Source organism: Thermodesulfobium sp. 4217-1, assembly GCF_039822205.1.
Lineage (GTDB): Bacteria > Thermodesulfobiota > Thermodesulfobiia > Thermodesulfobiales > Thermodesulfobiaceae > Thermodesulfobium.
Genome location: NZ_JBAGBW010000011.1, coordinates 1 through 15,047, shown reverse-complemented (window position 1 = coordinate 15,047; position 15,047 = coordinate 1). Strand labels below are relative to the sequence as shown.

The following is a 15,047-nucleotide window of genomic DNA, read 5'->3' as shown; positions in this document are numbered from 1 at the left end:
CAATCATTCAAATAAGATTCCCGTATAGCCTACCACTTGAGTGTAGTCCATATTCACATCACCAGAAGTCCTGTGCTCAAGAAGTTCTGCCTTGTCAGCTCCCAATTCCTTCAATATCGTCAACCCAAGAAAGCAAGACCATGCTCCGCACATAGAAACGTCTTCTTCATAAACAGTCTTGAGTAAGCCTGTTGGGTCCAATGATGTCAGATTTTTAATTACCTTTTCATCCTTGTTCAAGGTTATCTCCTGTGGTTCATGGTGATTTAGATCGCTGCTCATAACCACAACGACTGATTTATTAGATTGTTTGATCACGTTTGCAATACATCTACCTGTAGCAGAAAGAATGCCCTCCGATGTAGTAGAAACAGCAATTGGCAAAATTTTCGCATTGGGACAAACATATTTAATAAAGGGAACTTGAACCTCAAGAGAGTGTTCATTCGCATGAATTCTCTCGTTAAGATGAATAAACTCACAATGATGAAGCAAAGACTCCCCCAAATCTCTATCTGGCATAACCTCTCCAAGAGGCGTAGCCCATGAAGTCTGAGATAAAAATATACCATCTGATTCCATGGAATGCTTTGGACCTATAAGCACAAAGGTATCAGGACACTCAATTGAAGAATAAACCTTGCCAGCAATACTACCAGAGAAGTTATAACCAGCGTGAGGAACCACAACGCCTTTTACATTTTTTTTTGGATTGTCAGAAATTACTTCAGACATAAATTTCAAAAGATCTGCCTCTCTTAGCGGGTAAAAATATCCAGAAACATAAGCTGGTCTCAAGTTAAACACCTCCATTTAAAGTTGAAAAAATTAGTGACAGTATTAAACTAAAAAATAATGAAATGTGCTTTAATACAACAATCCATCAGTTAATTTTTAAATAGTTTTAATTTTGGAAATGCGTTTAGTAAATTTTTATATAACATCTTCTCCAAATCAGCAATCTCAATTTTTTTTATTAAAGAAACAGTTTTGATAACCTCCTTTACATTGGAAGGCTCATTTCTCTTCCCTCTATATGGGACAGGAGCAAGAAATGGCGAGTCGGTTTCTGATAAAATCCTATCAATCGGAGTTTCTAAAACCACATCTCTTAACTTGTGAGAATTGGAAAAGGTTATCGGCCCTGCAAATGATATAAAAAAATTCATAGATACCAATTTCTTCATGGTATCAACAGAGCCAGAAAAACAATGGAAGACCCCACCTATAGCTTGAGCGTTAGTTTCTTCCAATATAGCAATAGTATCCTTGGTGGCCTCTCTCATGTGAATTACAACCGGAAGCCCCACTTCCCCTGCTAGCATTAGCTGTTTTCTAAAGCAATTCATCTGAACGTCCCTTGGAGAGTAATCGTAATGATAGTCCAAACCTATTTCACCAATAGCCAAAACGTTTTTCAAAGAGGTTAAATCTTTTATCGCCTTGTAAGAACCCTCACTAAAAAATTTAGCCTCATGCGGATGATATCCCACTACAGCAAATATCTTGCCATTATATTCACTTGACAATTCAACTGATTTAACGGATGTCTCAAGATCTGAGCCCACGTTGATCATAAGATCAATGCCTTCGTCAAAAGCCCTTTTTATAATCTCTTCCCTGTCAGGTTCAAACGATTCGTTTTCCAGGTGTAAGTGGCTGTCAAAAAACATTATGAGTCAAGCCTCTTAAAAATAGGCTCGCCTTTTTCAATCTTACAAGGCATAGGCAATAGGCCCCAATTAAAATCAGACCAATCTGCCTCCTTGTCCACAGAAAGTCTTTTCAAGACATCTCCCGAAATTGTGGGCATAAATGGATAAAGGGCTATTGCAGCAAGTCTTATCACCTCAAATACATGATAAAAGGTGCTTGCAACTTCGAGGTCAAAGCCCCTTTCTTTAAAGGATCTCCAGGGAGAAGTCTCATCTAAAAATTTATTTGCGCCCTTAACTAATATCATTATTTCTTCGAGAACAAAGCTAAACGACAGGTTGTCATAATGCTTTTCAATTCTTTCCTTCATGCCCTCAAAGATGTTTCTTAATTTTATATAGCTCTCTTTATCAAAATACTTATCTGCATCGCTCAATGAGCTATCGTTATAATTTTCAAGCATGGAAGCAGTTCTATTCAGAAGATTGCCAAAATCATTTGCAAGATCTGCATTTAAGATATCTTTTAGACCTTTATGAGAGAAGTCTCCATCTTGTCCAAACGGAACAGCCTTCATCAAAAAATACCTCATTGGATCCACCCCAACCTCTTTCGATAATGCCCAAATATCCACTACGTTTCCCTTGGATTTTGACATCTTCTCGCCTTCCATCGTCCACCAACCATGTCCAAAAACCATTTTTGGCAAAGGAAGCTTTGCGCTCATTAGCATAGCAGGCCAAATTATTGCATGAAAACGCACAATTTCTTTGCCTACAACATGAACGTCTGCAGGCCAAATGCTTCTAAATCTCTCTTCATCCTCAGCAAACCCAGCAGCCGTAAGATAATTCAACAGCGCATCAAACCAAACATATATAACATGACCTGGATCATCAGGAACCTTTATCCCCCAGGAAAACTTGCTCCTCGATATAGAAAGATCTTTGAGCCCTTGACTAACGAATTGAATGACTTCATTTCTTCTAAAATCAGGCATTACAAAATTTTTCTTGTCGTTATAAAGATCTAAAAGAGGCTGAGTATATTTTGAAAGTTTGAAGAAATAAGATTCTTCTTCCATCCACTCCACTTCTCTCCCACAATCTGGACACTTTCCATCTATAAGCTGATCGTCTGAGAAAAAGGTTTCGCATGGCACGCAATACCAACCAGAATATTTCCCCTTGTATATATCGCCATTATTATTAACAATCTGCCAAAATTTAGCTACTGCCTTATAATGTCTCTCTTGAGTAGTCCTTATAAAGTCGTCATTGGATATGTCAAGAGCAGACCACGCATCCTGAAAAATTCCTGCATAATAATCTACATATGATTTTGAATCTGAAGCATTTTTTTCTGCTGCCTTTTGAATCTTCTTGCCATGTTCATCAGTTCCTGTAAGAAAGAAAACTTCTTTACCCTGGAGCCTTCTAAACCTCGCAAGAACATCGCATGCCACAGTCGTATAAGCATGACCTATGTGTGGTTTATCATTTACATAATATATAGGTGTAGTGATATAGAAAGATTTTGCCATATAGCCCTCCTAAAAATTATATAAATATTATAACCTATTGTTAGTTTTGCGATATCACTCTGCCTACAGAAAAAATTAGCTAAAATTAATCCTATAAATTTTATTTCCTCTCCAACCTTACTGCGCTACCATAAACTACAACTTCGTTCATAGATTGGCCTTTTCCAGAATCAAATTCATTAGAATCAAATCTTACGCCTATTACAGCATTTGCTCCAACATTTCTGGCATTTTCAATCAGCTTCTCAATAGCATTATCTCTATTTTTCATAATCATCTTGGCATAGCCACTCTGTTCACCGCCAAATATTGCTCGAATGCTGCCAAAAAAGTTTCCCAAGATATTTCTGGAAAAAACAGAGACACCAAACACAATGCCAAACCTCTCTTTAATCAAAAAACCCTGAGGATCAAGCTCTGTGGTAATCAAGATCTCACTCTCGTTACCTCCCCTACGATTCATATATTTAATAAAGCCTGTCGCAACAGAACGAAAAAGTCTTTATTCAACTACCGCTTATCCTGCAAAAGCTTTTTATAAAGCCAGTTTTTGTTTATTCCTATGTGTTTTGCAAAAAGCTTTGAGAGATTCGATGGTTCGACACCAAGCTTTATTAAGTCAGCAGCTAATTCATAAAATCTCTCGTTGTCCTCAGCCAAGTCGATTGACTCAAGAGCCACCACAATCTCCCCTTTAACAGAAGATAAGTCAGCTTTTTCCTCTACAGAAAAGAGCTCAAAACAATTTACTTCTTCATAAATTTTTGTTATTTCCCTTAAAACACAGACCTTTGGGTTAATCTCAAAATTCGCTTTAATCCATAAGAGCGTCTCGTACAACCTCTTGGCTGATTCAAAGAAGATAAGGTGTCCTTTGGAATCCATATAAGCCTTAATTACTTCTTTTCTCTTAGATGTATCCTTTGGAAAAAATCCTGCGAAAAGCCATGAATTCGGCTTGAAACCAGATAGAGCAATCGAAGCTGTCAGCGAGCTTGGTCCAGGTATCACAACTACATCATAATTATTTTCTCTGACCAAATTAACTAAAAAAGACCCTGGATCAGAAATACCAGGCATGCCAGCATCGGTAACCAAGCCTACCGATCCACTTTCAAGTTTTTTTAAAACAAATTCAGATTGTTTTAAAAAATTATGAGAATTAAATGAAAAAAGGGGTTTCTTAATGTTGTAGTGACTAAAGAGCTTAGAACTTACCCTTGTATCTTCGCAAAATATAGAATCTACAAGACTTAGAACCTCAACTGCCCGAAAAGTAATGTCTTTGAGATTCCCTATCGGGGTGCCAATTAAATATAGCTTGCCTTTCAGGACCTTAGCATCTCGCTTTTGCCTTCAAGTACCGCTCCCTCGTCCACAAATAGAATGCCGACCTTTACATCCCCAAACACTTTTCCGCTGTTATGTATCACAAGTCCTTCGGTGGCCTCTATATTTCCTCTAATTTCACCAAAAACAGACACCTTTTTAGCCTTGACATTAGCGTTTACTCTTCCATCCTGTCCCACGAATAGCTCTCCGTCAATGGCAATCTCCCCTTCAAAGGGCGAATCTATCCTTACATTTCCCTCACCCTTCAGAGTCCCAGAAAATTCATTTTTATGACTTAGAATGGTATCCGGGCTTACTGGGCTGCTGCCTCTTTTAACTTTAAATAACATCATTTCTTCCTCCCTCAAAGCTCTGCAGGATTTGCTCCAATTACTGACATTGGATTTATTACCCTGCCATAATGGTGGACCTCATAGTGAACATGCGGTCCAGTTGTAAAACCTGTCAAGCCTATATATGCAATTACCTCGCCTCTCCTAACCCTCTGACCGACTTTAACTGCGAAAGCACTATCATGAGCGTAAATCGTTTCATAGCCATTGCCGTGATCAATTATTACTGTCATGCCGTAACCAGATAGATACCACCCAGCAAAAACAACCACTCCATCGCCTGTAGCATAAATCGGGGATCCATAACCAGTAGCCACGTCAATTCCTGGATGGAAATCTCCAAAAGCAGGCCTATATCCAAAGTAAGAAGTAATTACACCATCAGCAGGAAAACCTGTAGGAAATGAAGCATATTCGTTAATCTTTCTCTTTGCTATCTGAGATATTTGTAGAAAACTTCTTTCTCTAGAAGACAGTTGAGTCCTAACAATGGAAAGATCGTTTTTTATATTTGCAAGCCTTGGATCCATAGTGACGCCAAATAAATTTCCCATATCTTCTGAGCCAATTGGAGTTATTCCCTCTATAGAAGATGATTTATCAGATTTAGCTTTGGAAGTAGAGTCAGAGGGCTCAGATATGCCTAAATTTGATCTTAATTCTCTTTCTTCATCGCTAAGACGCTTAAGATCCTTCTTCAGAGATTCTGATTCAATCTTTAACTGTCTTATCTCTTCAACTTGCCTTGCATTTTGAGATTTTACGATTTGATAATCTGATAATTTTGAGTTTACACTTAGAGCGAAGAAGAAGGTCCCAATTACGAAAAGTGCGCCAAAAAATAAGATAGTAAGACAAAAAACCAAAACCCCCCAACTCATTTTAAAGGAGAATGGAGTGTGACCTGAATGAGGCAATATCATAAAGGTAATTTCATCGTTCAATCTTTTTGGCATAGCACCTCAAAACTTAGCTAATTTTACTTATAGCAATCTCCAGGGCTTTTCTCTCTTCTGGAGACATCTCCAGATTTACCGAACCGTTTGACACTTCTTTTGTATAAACTCTGGTAAAGTCTCTACTCATCAAAGAGGTCACTATGATACCGTTTTTATTTGCGTTTAAAAGGGCATAAGAAAAAGAATACATACCGCTAATATTGTCAAAAGCATCATACCTAACAATTCCATAAGACTGAAAGGTATTGCTTAATTTTACAAATATCTTTTCTATATCGCTCGATAGGAGTTTAGAGTTGTTTTCAACGACCTCCAGTTTACCCTCAAGTTCTTTAATTCGATTTTGTATCAGCGTTCTTCCCGCCGGACTAAAGGCGGCAAACTCAGAAAAAGATCTTTTAATAAATATAAACATTGCACTGATTATAACAACGTTAAATATTGCAAAACTTAGAACTATAAGTATTATTTGATTGCCTGATAACTCTATTTCCTACACACCCTTTCGTACTCCAATACTAATACCTTGGTTCAACAATCAGCTTTATAGCAGTCCTCTCTTCCTCATCCACAGTTACATAGGTAAAAGATGGTATACAAATAATATCAAGCCCGCCTGGAGCAAGATAACCTCGTGCTATGATGACTGCCTTAATAGCCTGATTAACAGCACCTGCACCAATAGCCTGAACCTCTACTCTACCCTTTTCCCTCATTGCTCCGGCAATGGCACCTGCCACTGACTTTGCGGCTGAGTTAGCGCTTACCCTAATATCTGCCATAAATGCCTCCCCAAAATTAATACAATTTCTCTACTTTAATTAAGAAATCAAAATGGTCGGGGTGAGAGGATTTGAACCTCTGACCCCCTGCTCCCAAAGCAGGTGCGCTCCCGCTGCGCTACACCCCGACATCTCTAAAAAGAATAACACAATTATCTAAGTTATGCAATATCACTAATAAAAAGTACAAATAAGTTTTCCCAATCAATTTCAATCTCTTAAGTTTATTAAGAAAATTTGATATTACTCAGAACGAATTTAAAGACCAAGCCTGCTAAAAACTAACACAAAACTATTAGATCTTTACTGATTATATAAAATGTTTTATATTATTTTTATGTTAAAAAACTGTTCAAAACTATTACATAGATCGCATGCTTTAAATAAGCCGAAATTAATGAAGAATTTTTCACGTTCAATGTTATTTAGTTTTATATTATTTAACTTTTAATATGAAAATAAAATCAAACATAGACAAACAAACTCCATTTACAGCATCCTTGCTACTTACTGGCGTGAACTTGTTCTCAAAACCTCTTGCCTTCTTAAGGGAGCTTCTGTTTGCCTATTCTTTTGGAATTAGTCATATCACAGACTTTTTCTTCTTTACTTTCAATCTCTCGAATTCTCTTATATGGTCAATATTAAAAACCTATTCTGGCTCCTTTATGCCAGTATTTTTGGATATGAAATCCAAAGACAATGATAGCGCTATTGAATTTCTTGCTAATTCATTTTTGTGGATAATAATCCAATCATTAATACTTTTTTTATTAACATCAGTAATAATATTTGTATGGCAAAGTGAAGACAAATTAATTGGCACTAAGCTTGCCATATCCATAGTAGTCTTAAACGTTTCATATTCGACGCTTGCAGGAATTGGTCAGTTTTTAACAGTAATATGCCAATCTTACTATCAATTTTTCTATCCGGTGCTCTTTGCCTTTTTGTTTAATATTTTTACAGTTGGCGCACTGTTATTTTTTACAAAATCATTTGGCATAGAAGCTTTTATATTTTCACAAGTAATCTGGGCTTTATTGCAGATTATCGGACTCTATATCTGGATAAAAAAACAAATTCATATTAACATCTTCCAAAAATTTAAACTTTTTAATATAGGACAGAAAAGACTTTTAAATTTATTGCTGCCCACTTTAATAGGCACAAACCTTTGGCCAATTCATCTCTTTATAGCGACTACTGCAGCATCATGGCTTGCAAGCGGAGCAATAAGCGCTGTCAATTATTCTGCAAGATTTGAATATGGGACAGCAGGGCTTGTAATATTTTCTATAATGAGCGCCCTCTTTCCAACTCTTATATCATTCGCAAGTGAAAATAAAATCAATGAGTTCAAGAGAACTTTTTCAAACGGCATGAGCGCAATAATATATCTCATGTCTCCAATTGTCTTTAGCACTATGTTTTTTAGCTACATAATAATATCAATTACTTATAGACATGGAGCTTTTAATAACAGCGCAGCAATAATAACTTCTCAGTTTTTGTCTTACCATATATTGATGCTGTATACAGTTGGAATAACTGGCATGTCATACCAAGCCTTTATAGCTCTTAAAAAACCCTGGGAAAGCTTCTGGTCAATATTAGTTGGAATAGTGTGCAATATTTTGATTTGTATATTATTTGTTAAATCCTTTGGCATAGTAATGATAGCTTTAGGATCTATTGCGGGCACACTAATAAGCTCGATATGGCAGCTTTACATTCTTGACAAGAAAGAATTGTTTTCTCTAAAGAATTTTTTTTCAAGAATATTAATTAGAGGTTTTTTTGCCATTTTGTGCTGTTCAATATTTTATTTGCTCTCACTTACCACACACATAAGAGGATATCTTGAGATAGTTTTTCCCCTGTCTTCAATAGCACTTTATTTTATTTTAAGCTTTATTTTAAAATGGGAAGAATCTTCATACTTCTTTAATAAGATATTCAAGTTAACAAAAAGAGTTACTAATTAATAGATAAGAATCTCTTATGGGTTGTGTTGTTAAAAAATTAACAAATTATTAAACTTATATCCTGACTTTTGCAGCAAATAAAATAAAAAAAGCTCATAAATGCCTTTGTATCAAGGTTTTATGGGCTTTTTAGTTTTACATAAAGTTGTTGTATGTTCAGGACTTTTTTGTAGCTCCTAGTATTTTTCTTATGTCTCCCAATCTAAGATACTTGTGACTTAGATCTATACCAAGCTTTTCTGCTATTGCTTTTGTTACTTCATCGGCATAATCAAATACATACCAGTTTTCTTCAAGAAGGGTTCCAGATGATTTGTTTAGACTTTCTACTATCTTTGGAATAGAGTACTTGTTATCTAAGCATTGAGCTAATAGACGGACTATTACAAGAGATGTAAAGCATATAAGGAAATGAGCCTCTATATGATCATTTCTTGAAAGATATACTGGTCTTGTTTCAAGGTCGCTTTTAGTTACTTTAAATGCATCTTCAATCCTCCAAAGTCCACGATAGATTTCAATTATCTCATCATCGCTCTTCTTCCATTCACTGGTTACAATAGCGTAATATCCATCAAACTTTTCTTCTTCTCTTAATTTATTCTCATCAAATACAGGCTTTTGCTTTGTAGTTAGTATCTCTCCTGTTTTTGGATCAAAGACAAGATTTTTAACATATTTGGCTGCTCCATAAGATGTGGCCCTGTTGTATCTTGAAGGATTATTAACTAAATCTAATGCCTTTGATAGAGCGCTAGCTCTTTCTGCCTTTGCTCTTCTGTCATAATCAGCGCTGTAAAAGATAACCTGTTTTTCATCAATTCTAACCTTAGTTCTACTTCCTTTAGAATTACTTACTGCTATTTCACGAGGATAGAGTCTAGACTTTATTTTGTAGTTGTCTCCAATATGTCTGTAACCTGATTCATCTAAGACATAGTCTTTTAGTTCTTTGTTGGCCCCTCTTACAGTTTGTGAATAGACATATCCATCACCCTTAGCAAGGTTAAACGCAATATTATCTGCTGTATTAATTCCTTTGTTTGCAACAACAATAATTCTTCCAACATCATAATCTCTTTTAACCTTGTCTAAGGTTGGCATTAGAGTTTCACAATCATTTGTGTTACCAGGAAATAGATCATATGAGATAGGAATACCCTTTGTGTCCATAAGGAGTCCCATCTGTACAATAGGATTTGGTCTGTGTTCTTTTGATACTCCCTTTCTCTTCATCTCGTCTTGTCTATCAGTTTCAAAGTAGTAGTTGGTAACATCGTAATAAACTAGATCGGTAGTTCTACCAAACTTACTTCTCATCTGCCTGTGTAAATGCAGTTTAAGTCTGTCTTTAAAGTTAACTATCTGTGTAAGACAACGGTAAATATCATCTAATGAGAACTCTGTATTCTCAAAGTAATAATCTTTGTCCTCATAAGTCTTTTTCTTAGAGTTAGGAGAAAGTATTCTAGAAAAGATAAGTAGCTTCATAACGTTATTTGTATTAAATTCAGCTTTAAATGCTCTTGAATGATTGTAAAAGAAGACATCCAATTCAAGTTCATGATAGAGCTTGCTTAGTGCAGCGTAACCTATATTTTTTCTATTCGTTTGATTTTCAACAAGGGTCTCTTCTGGATTTAAGTTAATAGTAATAGGTTGTTTTTCTATAGCAATTTTCTTGTTCATTTCTTCAACTACGCCTCTGAAATGAACAATAGGGTCAGTATATTTCCTTGCAAGATCATCAAGATAACCAAGAGACTTAATAGTTTTGTGTCTGACTTTCTTTGTAACAGGGTCTCTATATCCTTGAACAATTGTTAAATAAGTGCGTCCGTTACTCTTGCCTACTTGTAAATTCATAATAAATACCTCCTTTATAAAGGCATTATAACATATTTATTAACGATTGTCAACTATTTACATCATAAAACTTGACAAAAAATAATCCATGTAAACAGCTATGTTTAGGGATTTATGCAAAAAAGATTTTAGAAGGTTACTGCAAAACTAGGGATATTCAAGTTAACAAAAAGAGTTACTAATTAATAGATAAGAATCTCTTATGGGTTGTGTTGTTAAAAAATTAACAAATTATTAAACTTATATGATATTATATTTACATGTTTAAACTTTCAACTAAAACAAGATATGGATTAAGAGCTTTATGCCAGCTTGCACAGGCGAAAAAGGGCTATACTGTGCCAGCTCATTTGCTTGCTAAGGATCAGGAGATATCCCTCTCTTACCTTGAGCAGGTACTAAATGTCTTAAAGCATCACGATATAGTCGAGAGCTTTAAGGGTCCTGGCGGTGGATACAAGCTAAATAAGGATCCGAAGAAGATTATCTTGAAGGATATCATAGAAATACTTGAGGGTCCTGTGCTGATTACAGAGTGTTCTGCAGATCCAGGGAAGTGTCACAGAGCTGAAGATTGCCTTACCAGGGCACTTTGGCAGAAGATTGGAAATCAGGTAAATTCTTTTTTGGAAAAGTTAACCCTTAACGACCTTGTAAAAAAAAATTGTAAGAAGCTCTGTAAATAACCTCCTACCTTAACTTCGCAAGAGCTTTACCAAAAATATCAAGGAAAAATCCTATTTCATCTTCTGTGGTTTTGTGGCTGGTAGAAAGAGTTATCACGCTTGATGCCTGTTCAAAAGAATAACCCATACTAATAAGAACTGGCGAAGCCTTCAATGCATAAGAAACACATGGTGAACCGCTTGAAACGTATATGTCATTTTCTTCAAGATAGGCAATCATACTTTCGCTTTTTATCCCATCTATTATAAAAGAAAGATGCCCTGGCAGCCTTTCAAGATCTTTGCCAACCATCTCTATCCCATCAAAAGAAAATATATTTTTAATCTCATCTATTGCTTTATTTCTTTTTTTAATTCTATTATCAAGATTTAGCATTGCCAATTCGGCAGCCACGCCTGTGCCCACTATCCCTGCCACATTTTCTGTACCAGCCCTCTTGCCAAACTCTTGAGGACCACCATAGATCAGTGGCATAAATCTTAGCCCATCTTTAAGATAGAAACCGCCTACTCCTTTTGGCCCACCAAAAATGTGCGAGCTAAAAGAAAGAGAATCTACCCCCAATTCTTTTACGTCCACGTGAATATTTCCAACTGCCGCAACAGCGTCAATGTGAAACAGTACATCTTTACTTCTCAAAATTTTTGAGATTTCTTTTATATTGTTTATAGTGCCCACGTCAACAGAACCAAAGTTAATCGAAACAAGCATGGTATCTTCTCTTAGAGCGCTCTCGACATAGGATGGCTTGATTTCACCATATTTATCAGGCGATAAAAATGTAACATAAAAACCAATTCTTTCCAAACTCCTCAATGGGTTTAACACTGAATGGTGTTCTGATTTTGAAGTAATTATGTGTTTACCATTTTTCTTATAAGCGAAAGAAAGACCTTTAATAATAGCGTTGTTTGACTCTGTGCCAGATGACGTAAATATAATTTCATCATTATTTGCATTTATAAGATTAGCTACTTTTGACCTGGCAACTTCAATCTCTTCCTTTATTAAGACTCCCATTTTGTTTTTAGAAAGGGGATTGTAGAATCTCTCCTTCAAAAATGGGCACATTGCCTCGAAAACTTTTTCTTCCAATGGAGAAGTAGAGTAGTAATCAAGATAAACCATTGGGTATTTCTTCCTGACATTTCTTAATGTAGAATTTCAAATAGTCATCCCCTTCGATAATCCCCAGAAATTCATGACCCGACATCTTACACCAATTTGGGATGTCTTCAAGCGCATGAGAAAAGTCGCTCAACACCTCAAGAATTTCTCCATCTTTTAACTCTTTTAATGCCTTTTTAATTGAGACAATGTGCATAGGACACATAAGATAAACTATATCAATAGTTTTATTGACCTTTAGTGGATTTAAAAATTTAAGATTTTCCATTTTTATCACCAAAATATTTTCTTTTGAAATTATTTACCTCTTCATCAGTTAACCACTTATATGAGCCTGAAGTTCCACCAAATCTAAGGTCCCCAATAGCAACCCTAATTAACCTCTTGACGCTGTAGCCCATTTTTTTGAGATATTCTTTCACCAAATGCTTCATACCCTCATGAAAACCTATTTCAAGCCAGGACGAATCGGGTAAATCTTTAAGAACCTTAAAGCTGTCAGGTTTAACAAATTTGCCTGCCAGACTGCATCCTGAAAGCACCTTCTCTTTAAGAGATATGTCAAACACCGGGGTAACCAAAATTTGATATTTTTTGACAACCTTAAAAGATGGATGGTGTATTTTGTGTGCAAATTCGCCGTCGTCTGTCATCAGAATTAGCCCCTCTGAATCAAAGTCTAACCTGCCAGCGGGAAATAGCCTCACGCTAAAATCTTTGAAATACTTATCCAGAGTATCTAAACCACTTGGATCTTTTCCAAGAGCCGTCAAAACCCATCTTGGTTTGTAGAAAAGCAAGTAATGCATATTTTCTTTAACTGCTATTAGCTTTCCATCTATTTTTACGATATCATTTTGTGGATCAATTCTATGTGATAGGTCTACAACAACGCTTCCGTTCACCTCTACCCTTCCAGACAAAATAAGAGCCTCTGCCTTCCTTCTGGAAGTGATGCCCGAAAAACTCAAAAATCTATTTATACGCATTAAATTATTAATTGTCATTAGCCCCAATCTATAAATATATAAATAATTTATATCTGATATAATTTTAACTCATTATATAAAACTTTTCAAATATTACTAAGTATAGCCTACAATACTCTTAAAAACTATATTTCATAGCTTTTGACTTTACACCTTTTATACAAAAGAGAATACAATATATATAATTTATAGAAAAATAAATTATAAGAAAAATTTTTATTGACATACAACAAGTGACATTTATAATGCTTCAATGAGATTAAGAACAAATTATTTGGTCATTTTTAAAAATATATACATAATACAAAAATTTGTAATAATACAATAATTTGTATTATTATGTATATGTACTTTTTGGTTTTAGCCTTTTAGATGAGCGTTTTAATTTACAAAAGTCCAAAGGAGGATAAAATGAGCTCAGAACAAGAAAAAACCGCAAGCAAAACAAGGGGTTTCAGCCTCTGGAACACCATTAATTCAAGGCTTTCTTTTAGCATGATACTGATAATAGTAATCTTAGGTGTCTCTATTATGCTCGTTTCAAATTTCGTAATAAAACAAAGCATAAAAGATCAAACAACTGCAGCTATGCAAGAGACCGCAAAGACCGCAAGCAACGGCATTAACACCTTTATAGAGAATAAAATTGGAGCATTGACAGATTTAGCTAAAGATCCTGCACTACAAAGTGGTGACAAAAATAAAGTTTTTGAATTCCTAAAAACTACCTTTGGGTCTTTCCCAGAGGCAAACGACACTTTTTATGCGAATGAAAAAGGTGAAGTGGTTGCAAATTCTGGTATTATTCCGAACATAAACGTATCAGACAGGCCTTACTTCAAGGCAGTAATGTCTACTGGCAAAGTATTCATCACGACTATATACATAAATAGACTCGACCAGAGCAAAATTTTTAGCATTGTGGTTCCAATTCTAAATGCATCGGGCACTCCAATAGGGTTAATTGGTGAGGATATAAGGCTCAGTACTGTAGAAGATCTGGTATCAAATATAAAGTTTGGCAAATCAGGATATGGAGTTTTGCTCGACAAAACAGGCCTATATATAGTAATGCCACCAAAAAAAGAGATGGTTATGAAAGAAAACATTACAAAAGTTAGCTCTACTATTACACCATCCCTTGCTGAGCTTGGCAAGAGGGTAGTAAGTGAACCTACAGGATTTGGCACCTATAGTTTTCTCGGACAGGAAAAGATAATGGCCTGGGACAGAATTCCCTCTACTGGATGGGTATTGCTAATTCCAGTCACATCAACTGATTTCTACTCAGGATTGTATAGCCTTCTCACAATAATATTTTTAGCTATCATAATAATCTCTATAATATCCTTCATAATATTTAAGTTCATATCAAGAAGCATTACAAAGCCTCTTTCAGAGATAGTGGAAGTAAACAAGAAGATTTCAGAAGGAGACTTAAACGTAGACATAAATACAGATTATTTTGGTGAGTTGGGGATTCTTTCAAGTAGCACTAAGAAGATGGCAGAGAACACAAGGTCTGTAATACAGAGCTTAAAGGGTCTTGTATCAGATCTACAAAATGCATCTGAAAAGGTAAAAGAAAACGCAACCATATTGTCTCATTCATCAGGAGAAGTCTCACAGGCAGCTTCGAATACAGCACATGGAGCAGAGGAGATATCAAAGATAGCTCAGACACTCTCTAATAAAGTAAATACCTTCTCAAGCACCACTCAGGCAATTGCAAAGGGAGCAGAAGAACAGGCAAACAATACAGAA

The 15,047-nt window shown here is 35.7% G+C and carries 16 protein-coding genes and 1 tRNA gene; 3 read left to right on the top strand and 14 right to left on the bottom strand.

Annotated features, from left to right (window positions below):
- Window positions 1-3 precede the first annotated feature (3 nt).
- From amrB to V4762_RS05430, 10 genes are all read right to left on the bottom strand, one after another.
- Window positions 4-798, bottom strand: coding sequence for an AmmeMemoRadiSam system protein B (amrB, locus tag V4762_RS05475; RefSeq protein WP_347314773.1), 795 nt, complete (start codon window positions 796-798; stop codon window positions 4-6).
- Between the two features lie 89 nt (window positions 799-887).
- The gene (locus V4762_RS05470) at window positions 888-1,673 is read right to left on the bottom strand and encodes a TatD family hydrolase (protein ID WP_347314772.1); all 786 of its coding nucleotides are present in this window, start codon (window positions 1,671-1,673) and stop codon (window positions 888-890) included.
- On the bottom strand, window positions 1,673-3,199 hold the full coding sequence (gene metG / locus V4762_RS05465) for a methionine--tRNA ligase (RefSeq protein ID WP_347314771.1): 1,527 nt from the start codon (window positions 3,197-3,199) through the stop codon (window positions 1,673-1,675). Before metG ends, V4762_RS05470 begins: the two co-directional genes overlap by 1 nt.
- A gap of 100 nt (window positions 3,200-3,299) precedes the next feature.
- Window positions 3,300-3,662: a YbjQ family protein gene (locus tag V4762_RS05460; protein ID WP_347314770.1), complete on the bottom strand. Its 363-nt coding sequence runs from the start codon at window positions 3,660-3,662 to the stop codon at window positions 3,300-3,302.
- Between the two features lie 47 nt (window positions 3,663-3,709).
- Window positions 3,710-4,510, bottom strand: a complete 801-nt coding sequence (rsmI, locus tag V4762_RS05455) for a 16S rRNA (cytidine(1402)-2'-O)-methyltransferase (RefSeq protein ID WP_347314820.1) — start codon at window positions 4,508-4,510, stop codon at window positions 3,710-3,712.
- 17 nt (window positions 4,511-4,527) lie between these two features.
- Complete coding sequence (locus V4762_RS05450) at window positions 4,528-4,884, bottom strand: bactofilin family protein (protein ID WP_347314769.1); 357 nt, start codon at window positions 4,882-4,884, stop codon at window positions 4,528-4,530.
- Window positions 4,885-4,895: 11 nt separating this feature from the next.
- Window positions 4,896-5,840, bottom strand: coding sequence for a peptidoglycan DD-metalloendopeptidase family protein (locus tag V4762_RS05445; RefSeq protein WP_347314768.1), 945 nt, complete (start codon window positions 5,838-5,840; stop codon window positions 4,896-4,898).
- A 13-nt stretch (window positions 5,841-5,853) separates the two neighbouring features.
- Window positions 5,854-6,303: a DUF4446 family protein gene (locus tag V4762_RS05440; protein WP_347314819.1), complete on the bottom strand. Its 450-nt coding sequence runs from the start codon at window positions 6,301-6,303 to the stop codon at window positions 5,854-5,856.
- A 58-nt stretch (window positions 6,304-6,361) separates the two neighbouring features.
- Entirely contained in the window at window positions 6,362-6,625 is a 264-nt protein-coding gene (locus V4762_RS05435) for a stage V sporulation protein S (protein WP_347314767.1), read from the bottom strand.
- A 53-nt stretch (window positions 6,626-6,678) separates the two neighbouring features.
- A tRNA-Pro gene (locus V4762_RS05430) sits at window positions 6,679-6,753 on the bottom strand.
- A gap of 324 nt (window positions 6,754-7,077) precedes the next feature.
- Between V4762_RS05430 and V4762_RS05425 the strand changes: the two genes are divergently transcribed.
- On the top strand, window positions 7,078-8,613 hold the full coding sequence (locus V4762_RS05425) for a lipid II flippase MurJ (protein WP_347314766.1): 1,536 nt from the start codon (window positions 7,078-7,080) through the stop codon (window positions 8,611-8,613).
- Window positions 8,614-8,769: 156 nt separating this feature from the next.
- Here the strand turns inward: V4762_RS05425 and V4762_RS05420 are convergent, their stop codons facing one another.
- Window positions 8,770-10,479, bottom strand: coding sequence for an IS1634 family transposase (locus V4762_RS05420; RefSeq protein WP_347314765.1), 1,710 nt, complete (start codon window positions 10,477-10,479; stop codon window positions 8,770-8,772).
- 260 nt (window positions 10,480-10,739) lie between these two features.
- Here V4762_RS05420 and V4762_RS05415 point away from each other — a divergent pair, with 260 nt between their 5' ends.
- The gene (locus V4762_RS05415) at window positions 10,740-11,165 is read left to right on the top strand and encodes an RrF2 family transcriptional regulator (protein ID WP_347314764.1); all 426 of its coding nucleotides are present in this window, start codon (window positions 10,740-10,742) and stop codon (window positions 11,163-11,165) included.
- Between the two features lie 4 nt (window positions 11,166-11,169).
- On the opposite strand, the gene V4762_RS05410 is transcribed toward V4762_RS05415, so the two are convergent.
- From V4762_RS05410 to V4762_RS05400, 3 genes are read right to left on the bottom strand one after another with little or no spacing between them, the layout of a single operon-like run.
- A complete protein-coding gene (locus V4762_RS05410; protein ID WP_347314763.1) occupies window positions 11,170-12,294 on the bottom strand; it encodes a cysteine desulfurase family protein in 1,125 nt (374 codons plus the stop codon).
- Window positions 12,281-12,562 (bottom strand): sulfurtransferase TusA family protein, encoded by a 282-nt coding sequence (locus V4762_RS05405; protein ID WP_347314762.1) that lies wholly within the window; start codon window positions 12,560-12,562, stop codon window positions 12,281-12,283. Before V4762_RS05405 ends, V4762_RS05410 begins: the two co-directional genes overlap by 14 nt.
- Window positions 12,549-13,301 (bottom strand): pseudouridine synthase, encoded by a 753-nt coding sequence (locus tag V4762_RS05400; protein WP_347314761.1) that lies wholly within the window; start codon window positions 13,299-13,301, stop codon window positions 12,549-12,551. The genes V4762_RS05405 and V4762_RS05400 overlap by 14 nt, the downstream gene beginning before the upstream one ends.
- A gap of 393 nt (window positions 13,302-13,694) precedes the next feature.
- On the opposite strand from V4762_RS05400, the gene V4762_RS05395 reads away from it, so the two are divergent.
- Window positions 13,695-15,047 (top strand): PDC sensor domain-containing protein (locus V4762_RS05395; RefSeq protein WP_347314760.1); only part of this gene is annotated, 1,353 nt, incomplete at its 3' end.